The following is a 16,065-nucleotide window of genomic DNA, read 5'->3' on the forward strand; positions in this document are numbered from 1 at the left end:
CGAACCGGATCTGCCGTACACGGCAAATCAGCTTGACCGTGTGGATAATCACACACTCTGTCCGGTTTGTGTCGATCACGTTTCGGGGACGTTGCGCTCCAACTCGTCGAGCCAGATCCGGGCCGTCCCGTCGGAGGGCGCCCGCCAGTCGCCGCGCGGGGAGAGGGCGCCCCCGGCCGACACCTTCGGCCCGTTCGGCAACGCCGAGCGCTTGAACTGGCTGAAGCCGAAGAACCGGGTCAGGAACACCCCGAGCCAGCGCCGGATCTCCGGCAGGCCGTAGGCGAGCCGCTTGTCGGCGGGGAAGTCGGGCGGCCACGCGCCCTTCGCCGCGTCGCCCCAGGCATGGAGCGCCAGGAAGGCGATCTTCGACGGGCGAAAGCCGTGGCGCAGGGTGTAGAACAGGGTGAAGTCCTGCAGCGCGTAGGGGCCGATCACGGCTTCCGTGCTCTGCGGCGCGGCGTCCGCCCCGGCGGGCACGAGCTCGGGCGAGATCTCGGTGTCGAGCACCGCGCTCAACACGCGCCCCTCCTCCGTACCGAACTGACCGGAGGCGATCGTCCAGCGGATCAGGTGCTGGATCAAGGTCTTGGGCACGCCGGCGTTGACGGCGTAGTGGCTCATCTGGTCGCCGACGCCGTAGGTGCACCAGCCGAGCGCCAGTTCCGACAGGTCGCCGGTGCCGACGACGATCCCGCCGGCGTGGTTGGCCAGCCGGAACAGGTAGTCGGTGCGCAAGCCCGCCTGCACGTTCTCGAAGGTGACGTCGTAGATCGCCTCCCCCGCCGCGTAGGGGTGGCCCATGTCAGCGAGCATCTGGCGGGCGGCGGGGCGGATGTCGATCTCGGCCGCGGTCGTGCCGAGCGCCCGCATCAGCGCGTGGGCGTTGCCCTTCGTCGCGTTCGAGGTGGCGAAGCCCGGCAGGGTGTAGGCCAGGATGTCCGAGCGCGGAAAGCCGAGCCGGTCGAAGGCCTTGGCGATCACGATGAGGGCGTGGGTCGAGTCGAGCCCGCCCGAGACGCCGATCACGGCCTTGCGCGTGCCGGTGGCTTCCAGGCGCTTGGCGAGGCCCGCGACCTGGATGTTGTAGGCCTCGTAGCAATCCTGGGCGAGGCGGGCCGGGTCGGCCGGCACGAACGGAAACCGCTCGATCCGCCGCATCAGCCCGAGGTCGCCGGCCGGCGGATCGAGGCGGAACGGCACGCGGCGGTAGGCCGGGCGGGGGCCGCCGCGAGCGTTGTCGTCGAAGCTGCCGGCCTGCATACGCTCCTGGGCGAGGAGGTCGAGGTCGACGTCGGCGAGCGTCGCGACCGGCGAGGCCGAGAAGCGCTCGCCTTCCGCCAGCCGCACGCCGTTCTCGTCGACGCTGGTCTGCCCGTCCCAGGACAGGTCGGTGGTGGATTCGCCCAAGCCCGCCGCCGCGTAGACGTAGGCGCACAGGCCGCGCATCGAGGCCGCGCGCGAGAGCAGGGCGCGCGACTCCGCCCGGCCGACCGTGATCGGGCTGCCCGAGAGGTTGGCGAGCACCGTGGCGCCGGCAAGCGCCGCGTGCATGCCCGGGGCGTCGGGCACCCACAAATCCTCGCAGATCTCCACGCCGACGGTCAGGCCCGGCACGTCCTCGGCGACGAACAACTGGTCGGCGCCGAAGGGGGCCTCGTGGCCGGCGAAGCGCACGGTCTCGCCCGCGATGCCGGCGCCGGAGGCAAAGTGCCGCTTCTCGTAGAACTCGCGGTAGTTCGGCAGGTGGAGCTTCGGCACGACGCCCAGCAGCCGGCCGCCCTGGATCGCGAGCGCCGCGTTGTAGATCCGGTTCCGCCAGCGCACCGGCGCGCCGACGAGGAGGAGGGGGCGGAGATCGCCCGAGGCCGCGACCAACCGCCTTGCCGCCGCCTCGACCGCATCGAGCAGCGTCGCCTGCAGCAGCAGGTCCTCGATCGCGTAGGCCGACAGCGCCAGTTCCGGGAAGACGGCCACCGCGACGCCCTGCCCGTGGCACCGCTCGGCGAGCGCCAGGATCGCGTCGGCGTTGCGCTCGGGGTCGCCCGGGTGGCTCCGCCCGGTGCAGGCGGCCACGCGGGCGAACCCGTGCGCGTAGAGGGAGTGGAAGTCCTTCCGGGGAAGGGCTTGCGGGAGAGGGGCTTGTGCCAAGGGCGTCACGACCCGCGCGAGGTGGAATGTCCCCACCACCTTACCGCTTGCCGGCCCGCCCCTCCAGCACTCGGCGGCGGGCGGTTTTCAAGGCTCTGTTAACGACGTTCGGCCTAACTCGGATCGACCGTTCCGGGCGGGACGGCCTTTCCGTGTTTCGAGTTTTTGAGAACCCATGCGCGCATCGGGACGGCCTCCCTATTCTCATCGCGACCCCTCTCGCCCCAGCCGCGGCGGCGACCGCCCGAGCCTCACGCTCGGCGCGCTGGCGCATCGGTTGATGTCCCTGCGGGCGAGCCTGACGCGGCGCCTCGTCGGCGGCCCGCAGCGGCCGGGCTACGCCATCGCCGGCACCCGGCCGGCGCCGAGCTGGCTCACGCCGCCGAACGCGATGCTGGGGCGCGGCACCGAGCCGGGCTCTGACGGCAGCTGGACCGATTCCCGCGCCGGCCGCGACGCGGTGTTCGCCGACGCTTGGCCGACCGAGGTCTTCGACGACCGGGCGACCCTCGACATGCTCGACGGCGCCCGGCCCGAGAGCCGCATCGACGCCTCCGCCTCCTCGCCCGGCGTGCTGGTGCGCTCTCCGCGCCGGCCGGCCGCGATCACGCCGGAGGACATCGACCGTCCGCGCGGGGTCGCCCACGCTGTGGCGGGCGCCTCGCTCCGCCCCGACGCCCCGCCCGCCGTGCGCTACACCCGCACCCCCGACACCATCCTGCAGGAGCGCCGCCAGCGCGCGCTGGAGGCCGAGCGCAACGCCCTCGACCTCGCACGGGCCGACGCGCAGGCCGCGATGCTGGCCGCCGCCGCCGAGCGCGACGCCGCCGCGCATGAAGCCGAGATCGATGTCGAACGGTCGGCCGCCGAAGCCGAGCGCGGGGCGGCCGAGGCCGTGGCGATCCCGCCCGGGCCGCCGCTGCCCCTGTGGCGCCAGCCCTTCGTTCCGCCGCCCGGCGTCCGCTTCTTCCGCACGCCCGATCGCCGCCCGTCGCGCCCGGCGGTCGAGCTGTCGGCCGCCACCGCGCCCGCGCCGGCCGAGGCCCGCGACCTATCCGAGCTGCCCGATTGGTCCGACGTCCAGCCCTGGTTCGAGGCGGGCGACTGGTCCTCCGCCGAGGCCTGGGCGGCGATCCGGCCCGGCTCCGCCGAGGGCGGCGACGCCGCGCAGGAGGTTTCGGTCGCGATGCCGGCCGAGCCTGCGCCGGCCGACCGATTCGTTTCGGTGCCGGTGGACATCTCGCATCTGCGCTCGCTGCCGCCTGCGCCGGTCTACGTCCTCGACCGCCTCGTGCGCTTCGATCGCCCGCTCCGCCCCGAGCACGGGCAGGACAACGCGAGCCAGCACGACGTCGTCCAGGACGACGCCGGCCAGGACGGCCTCGGCCACGGCGGCGACGTGGTGATCGCCGCCGCGGTGCCGGCGCTCTCGGTGCGCCCGGCGCTGTCGCTGGTGTTCGGGCCCGGAACCCCCCTCCCCTCTCCGGCAGCGATCCACGAGGTCCGCCGCGCCCCGGTGCTGTCGGCGATGGCCGCCCGCGCCGCGATCCGTCCCGCGCGGCCGACGGAGCCGGCCCTGCTGCCGGCAATCGACGACCTCGAAGCCGTCCAGCCGGAATACGAGGCCGCGTTCCAGGCCGCCGAGCGAGCCTTCGGCGCCGAATCCTTCGCGCCGAGTTTGGCGATGCCGGCCGCCGCGCCGCCCGTGGTCCTGCCGATCGTGCCGCGCCCCGTGCTGCTGCGCGGCAAGGCCGCCCCGGCCCCGGCTCCGATCGAGGTCGCGCCGGTGCCCGAGCCGACCTTCGAGGCGCCTTCGGAGCCGGTCTTCGAGCAAGCCTTGGAGCACGCCTCGGAGCAAGCCTTCGAGCCGGTGGTCGAGGCCCTGGCCGCGCCGGTCGCGGCGATGCCGGTCGTCGGCCGCCCGCACCTGATCGCCGCCGGCCGTCACCTCGCCATCGCCTCGGTGGAGAACGCCGACTACGAGTTGCCCGCCCTCGACCTGCTCGCCATGCCCGTGCCCGGCGAAAGCCCGGAGGTCGACGCCGACGTGCTGGAGCAGAACGCGCTCAACCTGCAGCAGACGGTCCAGGATTTCGGCGTGCGCGGCGACATCCTCGCGGTGCGCCCCGGCCCGGTCGTGACCCTCTACGAGCTGGAGCCGGCCCCCGGCACCAAGTCCTCCCGCGTCATCGGCCTGTCGGACGACATCGCCCGCTCGATGTCCGCGGTCTCGGCCCGCGTCGCCGTGGTGCCCGGCCGCAACGTCATCGGCATCGAGCTGCCGAACGAGATCCGCGAGACGGTGTTCCTGCGCGAGCTGCTCTCGGCGCCGGACTTCTTCGCCAGCAAGCACAAGCTCGCGCTTTGCCTCGGCAAGAACATCGGCGGCGAGCCGATCATCGCCGACCTCGCCCGCATGCCGCACCTGCTGGTGGCCGGCACCACCGGCTCGGGCAAGTCGGTGGCGATCAACACCATGATCCTCAGCCTGCTCTACCGGATGAAGCCGGAGGAGTGCCGCCTGATCATGGTCGACCCCAAAATGCTGGAGCTGTCCGTCTACGACGGCATCCCGCACCTGCTCTCCCCCGTCGTCATCGACCCCAAGAAGGCGGTCATCGCCCTCAAGTGGGCCGTGCGCGAGATGGAGGAGCGCTACAAGAAGATGTCCAAGATCGCGGTCCGCAACATCGACGGCTACAACGCCCGGATGGCGGAGGCGCGCGCCAAGGGCGAGACCATTACGCGCACGATCCAGACCGGCTTCAACCGCGAGACCGGCGAGGCGGTGTTCGAAGACGAGGCGATGGACCTCTCGGCCCTGCCCTACATCGTGATCGTGGTCGACGAGATGGCCGACCTGATGATGGTGGCCGGCAAGGACATCGAGGGCGCGATCCAGCGCCTGGCGCAGATGGCGCGGGCGGCCGGCATCCACCTGATCATGGCGACGCAGCGTCCGTCGGTGGACGTGATCACCGGCACGATCAAGGCGAACTTCCCGACGCGGATCAGCTTCCAGGTGACGAGCAAGATCGACTCGCGCACGATCCTCGGCGAGATGGGCGCCGAGCAGCTCTTGGGCCAGGGCGACATGCTGTTCATGGCCGGCGGCGGCCGCACGACGCGCGTGCACGGGCCGTTCTGCTCGGACTCGGAAGTCGAGAGCGTGGTCGCCCACCTCAAGCGCCAGGGTCGGCCGGCCTACCTCGAGGCGGTCACCGCCGACGACGGCTCCGAGGATGCGCCGAAGGGCAAGAGCAGGGGCAAGGCCGAGGCGGTCGAGACCGAGGTCGAGGAGGCCGACCTTCCGGTGTTCGACGTCGGCGCCTTCGTGGCGGCGTCGGGCGGCGAGGCCGGCGACCTCTACGAGCAGGCGATCCAGGTGGTGCTGCGGGACCGCAAGGCCTCGACCAGCTACATCCAGCGCCGCCTGCAGATCGGCTACAACCGCGCCGCCTCGATCATGGAGCGGATGGAGATCGAGGGCATCGTCGGCCAGGCCAACCACGCGGGAAAACGCGAGATCCTGGTCGAGGGCGCCCCCCACGCCGCCAGCATGTACGACGACGAGTAGCCGGCACGCGGCGTCGGCCCGAAACCGGGCCGGCGTCGCATCTTCGCCACAGGGTGCCGCTCTAACGGCGCCCCACGACGCGCCCGGATGCCCGGCGCCCCGAGCGGGCGTCCCGGCGCGACGGGCGTTTCGCGCGCCACGACGCCCTCGCGCGGCGACGTTTGCGCGCCGGACGCCGACCATCGCTTGCGGGACGCCGCACCCGCCCAGGAGACGCCTGTCCATGCTCGGCCGCCGCACCCGACTTGCCGGATCGCTCTTCGCGCTCGCGGCCTGGATCGCCCCGGTCGCGCCGGCCGACGCGCAGGTCAGCAGCTTCCTCGACGGCCTGTTCGGCCGCAAGGAACAGCCGGCCCCGGCGCCAGAGCCGGAGGCGGCGCCGGCTCCCTCGCCGACGCCGGCCGCGCCGGCGAAGAAGACGGTCGCCAAGCCTGCGGCCAAGGATTCGACGAAGGACGCGACGAAGGAATCATCGAAGGACGCCAAGGCCCGCTCGGCCGAGAAGCCCGGTCCCGCCAAGCCGGTCGCGGGCAAGCCCTCCGCGGCGGACGCGAAGGTCGCCGCCGTCGGCGCGCCCGCCCCTGCCCCGGCCGGCGCCTCGGACGAGCCGCCGGACGCGGCCACCGTGCTGTCCCAGGCCAACGCCTACTTCAACGGCATGGGCACGCTCACCGGCTCGTTCATCCAGATCGCCGCGGACGGGCGGCGGATCGGCGGCAAGCTCACCATCGCGAAACCCGGCCGCCTGCGCTTCGACTACGACCCGCCCTCGCCGCTGGAGGTCGTGGCCGACGGCACCTCGGTGGCGGTGCGCGACCGCAAGCTCGCGACCCAGGATCTGTACTTCATCGCCCAGACGCCGCTAAAATTCCTGGTCCGCGAGAAAATCGACCTCGCCCGCGACCTCACCGTCACCGACGTGTCGAACGATCCGGGCGGCGTCCGCATCAGCCTGGAGGACCGCGCGACGCTGGGCGGCACCTCGAAGATCCAGCTGTTCTTCGACCCCGACGTGAAGGTGCTGAGCCAGTGGAGGATCACCGATCCGCAGGGCTACCTCACCACCGTGCAGCTCTCGAACCTGCAGCGGGGCAAGGCCGTCGACGGCAACCAGTTCTTCATCAATTACGGCCGTCCCGAGGACAAGGCGATGCAGGAGCGGATCAAGCAGTCGCAGACCCCGTGAGGTTTGGCGCGGCGAGGATTCCTTAACGCTCTCCGCATCGATCCGGGGACAGGCGCCTTGAAGCGTGGCGATTGCCGCCCAGCGCCGCCGCGGTGAACCCGCCGTCAACGCGCGCCGCCCGATCGTGCCCCTCGTTCGATTCGATCGGGGGTACGACATGGAAATCGCCAGGCTTCTCCACACCTTCGCAGGGCCCGTCGCCGCGTTCCTCGCGGTGGTGCCGGGCCTGCGCCGACCGGCCGGCCCGCCGCCGCCGGTGCTGGCCGGGCCGACGGTGACCAACGTCGACTTCCCCGCCGGCCGGCCGCCGGCCGCCGGCTACTGGCCCGAGCGGTCCTGCATCCTCTCCGGCCGCCCGGAGCAGACCGCGACCTACGTCTACGAGAGCCCCGACAAGCTGTTCGCCGCCGGCATCTGGACCTGCCGCCCGGGCAAGTTCCGCATCGACTTCGGCCGGGACGAGTTCATCCACCTGCTCGAAGGCGTCGTGATCGTCACCGACGCCGAGGGCACCGCGAAGAGCTACCGGGCCGGCGACGCCTTCGTCACACCGAAAGGTTTTTCCGGCACCTGGGACGTGATCGAGCCGGTGAAGAAGCACTTCACCTATTACGGCGCCGTCGACTGAAGCGCCTTACGCGGCTTGGGGATTCCAGCCAGGGCGGTCGCTGGAAGCCGCGTTCGCGGCTTCAGGGCGCGAAGAGCGCCCCGCGGAGCGGAAGCCCGAGCCCGCGGATGCGGGCGCCGGCGATTGAGGCCGCAATGAAAAACGGGGCAAGCGCTGTCAGGCGATTGCCCTGGGGCGCCAGCGATCGAGCTCGCTGTCGATCGCGCCCTCGGTGCCGCGCATGAACTCGGCCGCCGACAGGCCGGGCGCCAGGGGGGCGAGGTAGCTCACCGTCACGGTGCCGGCCCGCGTCGAGGACCCGGTCGGCCAGTACAGCCCGGAGTTGACCGCCACCGGCAGCACCGGCAGGCCGAGCCGCCCGTAAAGCAGCTCGACGCCGCGCTTGAACTGCAGCTTCTCCGCGATGGTGCCGCGGGTGCCCTCTGGGAAGATCAGCACCGAACGCCCGTCGGCCACCGCAGCGCGGCTCTCGTCGATCATCGTGCGCAGGGCCTGCGTGCCGTTGGCGCGGTCGATGATGATCATCGGCGAGCGGCGCAGGAACCAGCCGACCACGGGGATGGCGACGAGCTCGCGCTTGGCGATGATCGCCACGTCGGGCACCAGGATCAGGAAGGCCAGCGTCTCCCAGGCCGACTGGTGGTTGGCGACGATCAGGCAGGGCTCGTTCGGGATGCGCTCGCGCCCCTCCTCGACGTAGCGCAGGCCGCAGATCGTGCGGAGCCCGAACAGGATGCCGCGCGCCCACAGGCGCGTCGCCGCGCGGATCGGCCGGACCGGCGAGCCGGAAGCGGCCAGCACTGCGAGCGGCGCCAGGAACAGAGCGGTCCAGGCGGCCCAGTAGGCGTTGAACAGGACGGAGCGGATGCGCGGCAAGGGCGATGTCTCTGGCGTGTCGTCTAGCGGGGGGCGAGCGGTGGTCCGTGCGCGGACATACTCCGTCGTCCGGGGCTGAGCACGCCATTTCCGCGAGGCCCCCGGTCGCGGCGTCGATCGCACGGCCGAATCGCGCTATCCAGCCGCGTCCCCTCGAGAACCGCGAGCGTTTCCGTTGCGCCTCACCGTCACGTCCTGGAACATCAATTCGGTGCGCCTGCGCATCGACCTCGTGCTGCGCTTCCTCGCCGAGGCGAAGCCCGATGTGCTCTGCCTGCAGGAGACCAAGTGCCCGGACGACGCCTTCCCGCTGAAGGCCTTGCGCGGCTCCGGCTACGAGAACGTCGTCTTCGCCGGGCAGAAGGGCTACAACGGCGTCGCGATCCTCTCGCGGTTCCCGCTGATCACCCGCGACGTGATGAGCTTCTGCGAGCGCCAGGACGCGCGCCACATCTCGGCGGTGCTCGGCCCCGAGGCGGGTGCGGCCGCGGGCATCGCGTTGCACGATTTCTACGTGCCGGCCGGCGGCGACGTGCCCGACACCGCCCTCAACCCGAAATTCGCGCACAAGCTCGACTTCCTGCGCGACCTGCGCGCCTGGGGCGGGCGCCGGATGAAGGGGCCCGCGATCCTCGTCGGCGACCTCAACGTCGCGCCGCTTGAGCACGACGTCTGGTCGCACAAGCAACTCCTCGACGTGGTGAGCCACACGCCGGTCGAGACCGAGGCGCTCGAACTCCTGCGCAACGAGGTCGGCTGGGTCGACACCGCGCGGCTGCTGACCCCGCCGCCCGAGAAGATCTTCACGTGGTGGAGCTACCGCTCGCCCGACTGGGCGGCGGCCGACAAGGGCCGGCGACTCGACCACGCCTGGGTCTCGCCGGACCTGGCCGGCACCGTGCGCAAGGTCGACGTCGCGCGGGACGTCCGCGGCTGGGAGCGCCCGTCCGACCACGCGCCCGTGACGCTGACGCTGGAGCTCTGACCGGAACGCGGACGCGCTCGGCGCATTGCACCCTCACACGCTCGTGAAGAAGGTTCGCCGACCCCATGCGAAAGATCCTGCTCGCCTTCCTGCTGCCGAAGGTCGTCTCGTATCTCCGCCGCCGCTACGGCGGCGGGCAGACCCCGCACCGCCGCTCGTTCTGAGCCCCCGCACCCAGCCACGGGGGCATGCCCCCTGTGGTCCGGTTTCAGCCTGACGCCTGCGACGCGCCCGCCCTCACCCGGCGGGCGTTCTTGCGTCCGTAGCCCGCGTAGAGGGCGAGGCCGAGCGCGAGCCAGATTGCGAGGCGGATCCAGGTCTCGCCCGGCAGGCCCGCCATCAGCAGCAGGCACGACAGGATGCCGAGGCCGGCCACCAGCGTGACCGCCGGGACCCGGAACGGGCGCGGCCGGTCCGGCTCGGTCCGCCGCAGGATCAGGACCGCGGTGCAGACCAGCACGAAGGCGAACAGCGTGCCGATGCTGACGAGTTCGCCCAGCTCCTCGATCGGCACGAGGGCGGCGACCAGCGCGGTGAGCCCGCCGATCGTCGCCTGGCTCGACATCGGCGTGCGCGTCGTCGGGCTCACCCGTGCGAACAGGCGCGGCAGCAGGCCGTCGCGGGCCATGGCGTAGAACACCCGCGCCTGCCCGTAGAGCGCGGTCAGCGTCGCGGTGGTCAGCCCGACCAGGGCGCCGAGCTTGATCGCGACGCTGAAGCCGCCGAGCCCGATCGCGTCGATCGCCCTGGCGATCGGGTCGGCGACGTTCAGCGACCGGTACGGCACGAGGCCGGTGAGCACCGCGGCGACGGCCACGTAGAGCACGGTGCTCACCGCCAGCGACCCGAGCAGCCCGATCGGCGCGTCGCGCTGCGGATCACGGGTCTCGCCGGCGGCGGTCGAGACCGTCTCGAAGCCGATGAAGGCGAAGAACACCACGCCGGCCCCGCGCAGGATGCCGCTCCAGCCGAATTCCCCGAAGGTTCCGGTGTTCTCCGGGATGAACGGGTGCCACAGTTCTGGCTTCAGGTGCGCGGCGCCGACGCCGACGAAGCCGAGGATGATCGCGACCTTAAGGGCCACCATCGCAGCGTTGACCCACGAGGCCTCGCGGCTGCCCCGCATCAGCAGCGCCGTCAGCGCGATGACGATTCCCGCCGCCGGCAGGTTGACGAGGCCGCCTCCCCCGGGCGCTGCGGCGAGGACCGCGGGCAGGCGCAGGCCCACATCCGCCAGCAGGCTCTGCGCGTAGCCCGACCAGCCGACCGCGACGGTGGCCGCGGCGAAGGCGAATTCTAGGACGAGGTCCCAGCCGATGATCCAGGCGCAGAGCTCGCCGAGCGTCGCGTAGGTGTAGGCGTAGGTCGAGCCCGGCACCGGGATCATCGCGGCGAGTTCCGCGTAGCACAGCCCGACGAAGGCGCAGGCGATGCCGCCGGCCACGAACGACAGCGCCAGCGCCGGCCCGGCATATTGCGCGGCGGCCGTGCCCGTGAGGACGAAGATCCCCGCCCCGATCGTCGCGCCGAGGCCGATGCAGACCAGCCCGAACGCCGACAGGTCGCGGGCCAGTGCCGACCCTTGGTCGTCGTCATGCGCGGCGACGAGCGCGGCGACGGATTTCTTCGTGGCGAAGAGGCCGGTGCTCATGGGATGGTGTGGTCCGAACCCGCGGGCGATGCGCGAGGCTGCGGCAAGAGCCGCGCCAGCGATAGCCGCGTCGGGCAATGAATCTTCGCGCGCTCCGCGATCAGGCTTCGGCCGGCTGCGGAGGCGAGCGCGGGTTCCTTCTCCCAGGGGGAGAAGAACAGGATGAGGGGCGTGCCCTGTCCTGAGAGGTCACGCCCCTCACCCCAACCCTCTCCCCATGGGAGAGGGGGTCGCGCGGTGCTTCGAACGATCCATTCGGTGCTGTCATGCCGCGATGGACGTCAGTTCGAAGGCAGCGCGACGCGCGACCGCCCCCCTCAGCGCCGCTCGTACAGCAGCCGCGCGCGGATCGTGCCCGGGATCGCGCGGATCTCGGCGAGCAGGGTCTCGGCGTCGGCGTTGGTCGCGTCGGTCTCCAGCACCACGTAACCGACCTCGCCGTCGGTCTGGTAGAACTGGCCGGCGATGTTGATGCCGGCGCTGGAGAACACCGCGTTCAGGCGGTTGAGCATGCCGGGCAGGTTCTGCTGCACGTGGATGAAGCGGGCGCCGGTCGGCCGTGGCGGCAGCTGCACCTGCGGGAAATTCACCGCGCCGATGGTCGAGCCGATGTCGGAATAGTCCACGAGCTTGCGCGCGACCTCCGCGCCGATGCGCTCCTGCGCCTCCTCGGTGGAGCCGCCGACATGCGGGGTCAGGATCACGTTCTCAAGGCCCTGGAGCGGCGAGACGAAGCGCTCCTGGTTCGAGCCGGGCTCGACCGGGAACACGTCGACGGCGGCGCCCGCCAGGTGCCCGTCGCGGAGCGCGCGGGCGAGCGCGTCGAGGTCGACGACGGTGCCGCGGGCGTTGTTGATGAGGTACGCACCCGGCTTCATCGCCCGGATCTCGGCCTCGCCGATCATGTTGGCGGTGGCGTCGGTCTCGGGCACGTGCAGCGAGACCACGTCGCTCTGCGCGAGCAGGTCGGCGAGCGAGGCGGTCGGCTCGGTGTTGCCGTGGCGAAGCTTGTCGGTGTGGTCGTAGAAGACCACCCGCATGCCCATGGCCTCGGCCAGCGTCGAGAGCTGCGTGCCGATGTTGCCGTAGCCGACGATGCCCAGCGTCTTGCCGCGCACCTCGACGGAGCCCGTCGCCGACTTGTCCCACTGGCCCGCATGCGCCCCGACCGAGCGCGGCACGATTCGGCGCAGCAGCATCACGATCTCGCCGATGACGAGCTCGGCTACCGAGCGGGTGTTCGAGAACGGCGCGTTGAACACCGGCACGCCGCGGCGGCGGGCGGCGTCGAGGTCGACCTGGTTGGTGCCGACCGAGAAGCAGCCCACCGCGAGCAGCCGGTCGGCCGCGTCGAGGGCGGCCCCATCGAGCTGGGTGCGCGAGCGGATGCCGAGGATGTGGATGCCCTTCAGGGCCGCGTGCAGGGCGTCGCGGTCGAGCGCCTTCGGCAGGCGGACCAGGTTGGTGTAGCCCGCCGCCTGCATCAGGCCGACGGCGCTGTCGTTGATGCCTTCGAGCAGCAGCACCCGGATCTTGTCCTTCGGCAGGGACAGCCGTTCCGGCAGGACCAGCGTCTCGGGGGGCAGTTCGTGGTTCATGGTGCGATCGGTCATGTGGCGAGAGGCGCGTCGCGCCGCGTTGCGGCAGCGTTAGGAGCCGCAATGCCGCGAAGCAACGACGCATGGGGATGGCTGGGATGCATCCGCGCGCCGTTATATCCGGCCTGGGCCTGCGGCTCCGGGCGCGAAGAGCGCCCCGCGGAGCGAAAGCCTAAGCCCGCGGAGGCGGGCGCCGGCGACTGAAGCCGAAGGAGAATAAGGCAAGCGCTTTCGAGCGGTCGACCGCGTGCCCGCGCCGGGCTGGCGTCGGCGAGGGTTTCGTGTATGGTCCGCGCGGCCTCGGCCCGGCGACGGGCGGGGCCGAAACCGCTTGGGCCAACGACCCTGCTGGACGACATCCCGGCATCGGCCAAGATCCGAGCACGACCCGAGCCTGCCGACGCGCAGCCCTCCCGTTTCGGAGGGGCGACCGCACGGCACCTCCGAACACCTCACCTGAAAGGCACTGCGATGTCGATCTCGGCAGAGCGCAAGACCGCGCTCATCAAGGAATACGCGACCGTCGCCAAGGACACCGGCTCGCCGGAGGTCCAGGTGGCGATCCTCACCGAGCGGATCACCAACCTGACCGCCCACTTCAAGACCCACGGCAAGGACAACCATTCCCGCCGCGGCCTCCTGAAGATGGTCTCGCAGCGCCGCTCGCTGCTCGACTACGTGAAGCGTCGGGACGAGGCCCGCTACCGCGGCCTCATCGAGCGCCTCGGCATCCGCCGCTAAGCACTGCACGCGGTTCCGAGCCCGGCTCGGGACCGTTTTTCATGGAAAGCATTTTCGAGCGAGGCGGACACCGGCTCGCGTGAAGAAAATGCGACGACACACCGAGATGGGGTGTCTTTCGCGATCCGAGGATCGCGGAGGACGCTCCCGTACCTCGGGTGGCCGGAACGGGTCCGGCCCTCCGAGCAACGGGCGACTTCGAGGCGCGAACACCAGGGACAGGATCGCAGGGCACTCCGCCGCCGGAGTGTCCCGCCGTCTTGCCCCTGGCCGCGCCGGGTTCGCCCGCCGCACGATGGCAAGGAAAACAGAATGTTCGACGTACAACGTGAAGAGCTGATGTGGGGCGATCGCCGCCTCGTGCTGGAGACCGGCAAGGTCGCGCGCCAGGCCGACGGCTCGGTGATGGCCACCTACGGCGACACCTCGGTGCTCGCCACCGTCGTCTCCTCCAAGGAGCCGAAGGTCGGGATCGACTTCCTGCCGCTCACCGTGAACTATCAGGAGCGCGCCTACGCCGCCGGCCGCATCCCCGGCGGCTACTTCAAGCGCGAGGGCCGCCCGTCCGAGAAGGAGACCCTGGTCTCCCGCCTGATCGACCGCCCGATCCGCCCGCTCTTCATCGACGGCTGGCGCAACGACACCCAGGTCGTCGTGACCGTGCTCACCCACGACCTCGAGAACGATCCCGACATCCTGGCGATGGTCGCGGCCTCCGCGGCGCTGACCCTGTCGGGCGTGCCGTTCATGGGCCCGATCGGCGCCGCCCGCGTCGGCTACGCCAACGGCCAGTACGTGCTGAACCCGCCGGTCCCGGAGATGGACGGCGCGGTGCTCGACCTCGTCGTCGCCGGCACCACCGACGCGGTGCTGATGGTCGAGTCCGAGGCGAAGGAGCTCTCCGAGGAGATCATGCTCGGCGCCGTGATGTTCGGCCACAAGCACTTCCAGCCGGTGATCGAGGCGATCGTCCGCCTGGCCGAGAAGGCCGCCAAGGAGCCGCGCGCCTTCTCCCCGCCGGAGAACGCCGACGTCGAGGCCGCCGTGCTCGGCGTCTGCGAGTCGGAGCTGCGCGACGCCTACAAGATCACCGTCAAGCAGGAGCGCTACAAGGCCGTCGACGCCGTGAAGGCGAAGGTGGTCGCCGCGCTCTGCCCGGCTGAGGGCGAGCAGAAGTTCGCCCCCGAGAAGGTCAAGGCCGCCTTCAAGGAGGCGCAGTCGAAGGTGGTCCGCTGGAACATCCTCGACACCGGCTCGCGCATCGACGGCCGCGACGTGAAGACCGTCCGCCCGATCGAGAGTCAGGTCGGCGTGCTGCCCCGCGCCCACGGCTCGTCGCTGTTCACCCGCGGCGAGACGCAGGCGCTGGTCGTCGCGACGCTCGGCACCGGCGAGGACGAGCAGTACATCGACGCGCTGCAGGGGACCTACAAGGAGACCTTCCTGCTGCACTACAACTTCCCCCCCTACTCGGTGGGTGAGACCGGCCGCATGGGTTCGCCCGGCCGCCGCGAGATCGGCCACGGCAAGCTCGCCTGGCGCGCGATCCACCCGGTGCTGCCGCCGGCCCACGAGTTCCCGTATACGATCCGCGTCGTGTCCGAGATCACCGAGTCGAACGGCTCGTCCTCGATGGCCTCGGTCTGCGGCGGCTCGCTGTCGCTGATGGATGCGGGCGTTCCGCTGCGCCGTCCCGTCGCCGGCATCGCCATGGGCCTCATCCTCGAGGGCGAGCGCTACGCGGTGCTCTCCGACATCCTCGGCGACGAGGACCACCTCGGCGACATGGACTTCAAGGTGGCCGGCACGGACGAGGGCATCACCTCGCTCCAGATGGACATCAAGATCGCCGGCATCACCGAGGAGATCATGCGGGTCGCCCTCGACCAGGCCCGCGACGGCCGCGCCCACATCCTCGTGGAGATGGCCAAGGCGCTGACCGCCGCCCGCCCCGAGCTCGGCGAGTACGCGCCGCGCATCGAGACCATGCAGATCCCCACCGACAAGATCCGGGAAGTGATCGGCACCGGCGGCAAGGTGATCCGCGAGATCGTCGAGAAGACCGGCGCCAAGATCAACATCGACGATTCCGGCACGGTGAAGATCGCGTCGGCCGACGGCAAGGCGATCAAGGCGGCCTACAACTGGATCCGCTCGATCGTGGCGGAAGCCGAGCCGGGCATGATCTACGAGGGCACCGTCGTGAAGACGATGGAGTTCGGCGCCTTCGTGAACTTCTTCGGCGCCAAGGACGGCCTCGTCCACATCTCGGAGCTCGCCGCCCAGCGGGTCGCCAAGGTGACGGACGTCGTCTCCGAGGGCCAGAAGGTCAAGGTCAAGTTCCTCGGCCAGGACGACCGCGGCAAGATCCGCCTCTCGATGAAGGTCGTCGACCAGGAGACCGGCGAGGACCTCACCGAGAAGCTCAAGGCCGAGCGCGCCGAGCGCGGCGAGCCCGAGCGCGAGGAGCGGGCCCCGCGCGAGCGGAGCGAGCGCAGCAGCCGCGGCGAGCGTCGCAACGCCAACGACTGATCGTCTGGACTCGAGTCCTGGCGGAGACGACGGCGCGGTCCCCTAGGGGGCCGCGCCTTTTTCGTGGCGGTTCCGGCGCGGCGGCAAACGACACGGCTTGAGGAACGGCGGCGTTCGCAAGGCGTTCGATCCGCGAACCC

The 16,065-nt window shown here is 71.3% G+C and carries 10 protein-coding genes; 6 read left to right on the top strand and 4 right to left on the bottom strand.

Annotated elements, in window-relative coordinates:
• Positions 1-75: 75 nt before the first annotated feature.
• On the bottom strand, positions 76-2,151 hold the full coding sequence (locus MFF13_RS14915; protein WP_238272452.1) for an NAD(+) synthase: 2,076 nt from the start codon (positions 2,149-2,151) through the stop codon (positions 76-78).
• Between the two features lie 280 nt (positions 2,152-2,431).
• Here MFF13_RS14915 and MFF13_RS14920 point away from each other — a divergent pair, with 280 nt between their 5' ends.
• From MFF13_RS14920 to MFF13_RS14930, 3 genes are all read left to right on the top strand, one after another.
• Positions 2,432-5,728, top strand: a complete 3,297-nt coding sequence (locus tag MFF13_RS14920; RefSeq protein ID WP_238272453.1) for a DNA translocase FtsK — start codon at positions 2,432-2,434, stop codon at positions 5,726-5,728.
• A gap of 223 nt (positions 5,729-5,951) precedes the next feature.
• Complete coding sequence (locus MFF13_RS14925) at positions 5,952-6,914, top strand: outer-membrane lipoprotein carrier protein LolA (protein WP_147828613.1); 963 nt, start codon at positions 5,952-5,954, stop codon at positions 6,912-6,914.
• 157 nt (positions 6,915-7,071) lie between these two features.
• Positions 7,072-7,542: a cupin domain-containing protein gene (locus MFF13_RS14930; protein WP_147828614.1), complete on the top strand. Its 471-nt coding sequence runs from the start codon at positions 7,072-7,074 to the stop codon at positions 7,540-7,542.
• Positions 7,543-7,698: 156 nt separating this feature from the next.
• Here the strand turns inward: MFF13_RS14930 and MFF13_RS14935 are convergent, their stop codons facing one another.
• Positions 7,699-8,418, bottom strand: a complete 720-nt coding sequence (locus tag MFF13_RS14935; RefSeq protein WP_147750962.1) for a lysophospholipid acyltransferase family protein — start codon at positions 8,416-8,418, stop codon at positions 7,699-7,701.
• Positions 8,419-8,593: 175 nt separating this feature from the next.
• On the opposite strand from MFF13_RS14935, the gene xth reads away from it, so the two are divergent.
• Entirely contained in the window at positions 8,594-9,403 is an 810-nt protein-coding gene (gene xth, locus MFF13_RS14940; protein WP_147828615.1) for an exodeoxyribonuclease III, read from the top strand.
• A gap of 208 nt (positions 9,404-9,611) precedes the next feature.
• Here the strand turns inward: xth and MFF13_RS14945 are convergent, their stop codons facing one another.
• Positions 9,612-11,054: an amino acid permease gene (locus MFF13_RS14945; protein WP_147828616.1), complete on the bottom strand. Its 1,443-nt coding sequence runs from the start codon at positions 11,052-11,054 to the stop codon at positions 9,612-9,614.
• Between the two features lie 317 nt (positions 11,055-11,371).
• Positions 11,372-12,652, bottom strand: coding sequence for a phosphoglycerate dehydrogenase (gene serA / locus MFF13_RS14950; RefSeq protein WP_373322548.1), 1,281 nt, complete (start codon positions 12,650-12,652; stop codon positions 11,372-11,374).
• Between the two features lie 471 nt (positions 12,653-13,123).
• Between serA and rpsO the strand changes: the two genes are divergently transcribed.
• Together rpsO and pnp are read left to right on the top strand one after the other, a co-directional pair.
• Positions 13,124-13,393, top strand: coding sequence for a 30S ribosomal protein S15 (rpsO, locus tag MFF13_RS14955; RefSeq protein WP_147750959.1), 270 nt, complete (start codon positions 13,124-13,126; stop codon positions 13,391-13,393).
• Positions 13,394-13,705: 312 nt separating this feature from the next.
• On the top strand, positions 13,706-15,925 hold the full coding sequence (pnp, locus tag MFF13_RS14960) for a polyribonucleotide nucleotidyltransferase (RefSeq protein ID WP_147750958.1): 2,220 nt from the start codon (positions 13,706-13,708) through the stop codon (positions 15,923-15,925).
• Positions 15,926-16,065 lie beyond the last annotated feature (140 nt).

Origin of the sequence: Methylobacterium cerastii, from assembly GCF_022179125.1 — a bacterium.
GTDB lineage: Bacteria > Pseudomonadota > Alphaproteobacteria > Rhizobiales > Beijerinckiaceae > Methylobacterium > Methylobacterium cerastii.

Excerpts from the sequence above, each read along its gene's own strand:
- serA (WP_373322548.1), bottom strand. The coding sequence starts at position 12,652 with ATGAACCACGAACTGCCCCCCGAGACGCTGGTCCTGCCGGAACGGCTG.
- MFF13_RS14920 (WP_238272453.1), top strand. The coding sequence starts at position 2,432 with ATGTCCCTGCGGGCGAGCCTGACGCGGCGCCTCGTCGGCGGCCCGCAG.
- rpsO (WP_147750959.1), top strand. The coding sequence starts at position 13,124 with ATGTCGATCTCGGCAGAGCGCAAGACCGCGCTCATCAAGGAATACGCG.
- MFF13_RS14930 (WP_147828614.1), top strand. The coding sequence starts at position 7,072 with ATGGAAATCGCCAGGCTTCTCCACACCTTCGCAGGGCCCGTCGCCGCG.
- pnp (WP_147750958.1), top strand. The coding sequence starts at position 13,706 with ATGTTCGACGTACAACGTGAAGAGCTGATGTGGGGCGATCGCCGCCTC.
- MFF13_RS14925 (WP_147828613.1), top strand. The coding sequence starts at position 5,952 with ATGCTCGGCCGCCGCACCCGACTTGCCGGATCGCTCTTCGCGCTCGCG.
- MFF13_RS14945 (WP_147828616.1), bottom strand. The coding sequence starts at position 11,054 with ATGAGCACCGGCCTCTTCGCCACGAAGAAATCCGTCGCCGCGCTCGTC.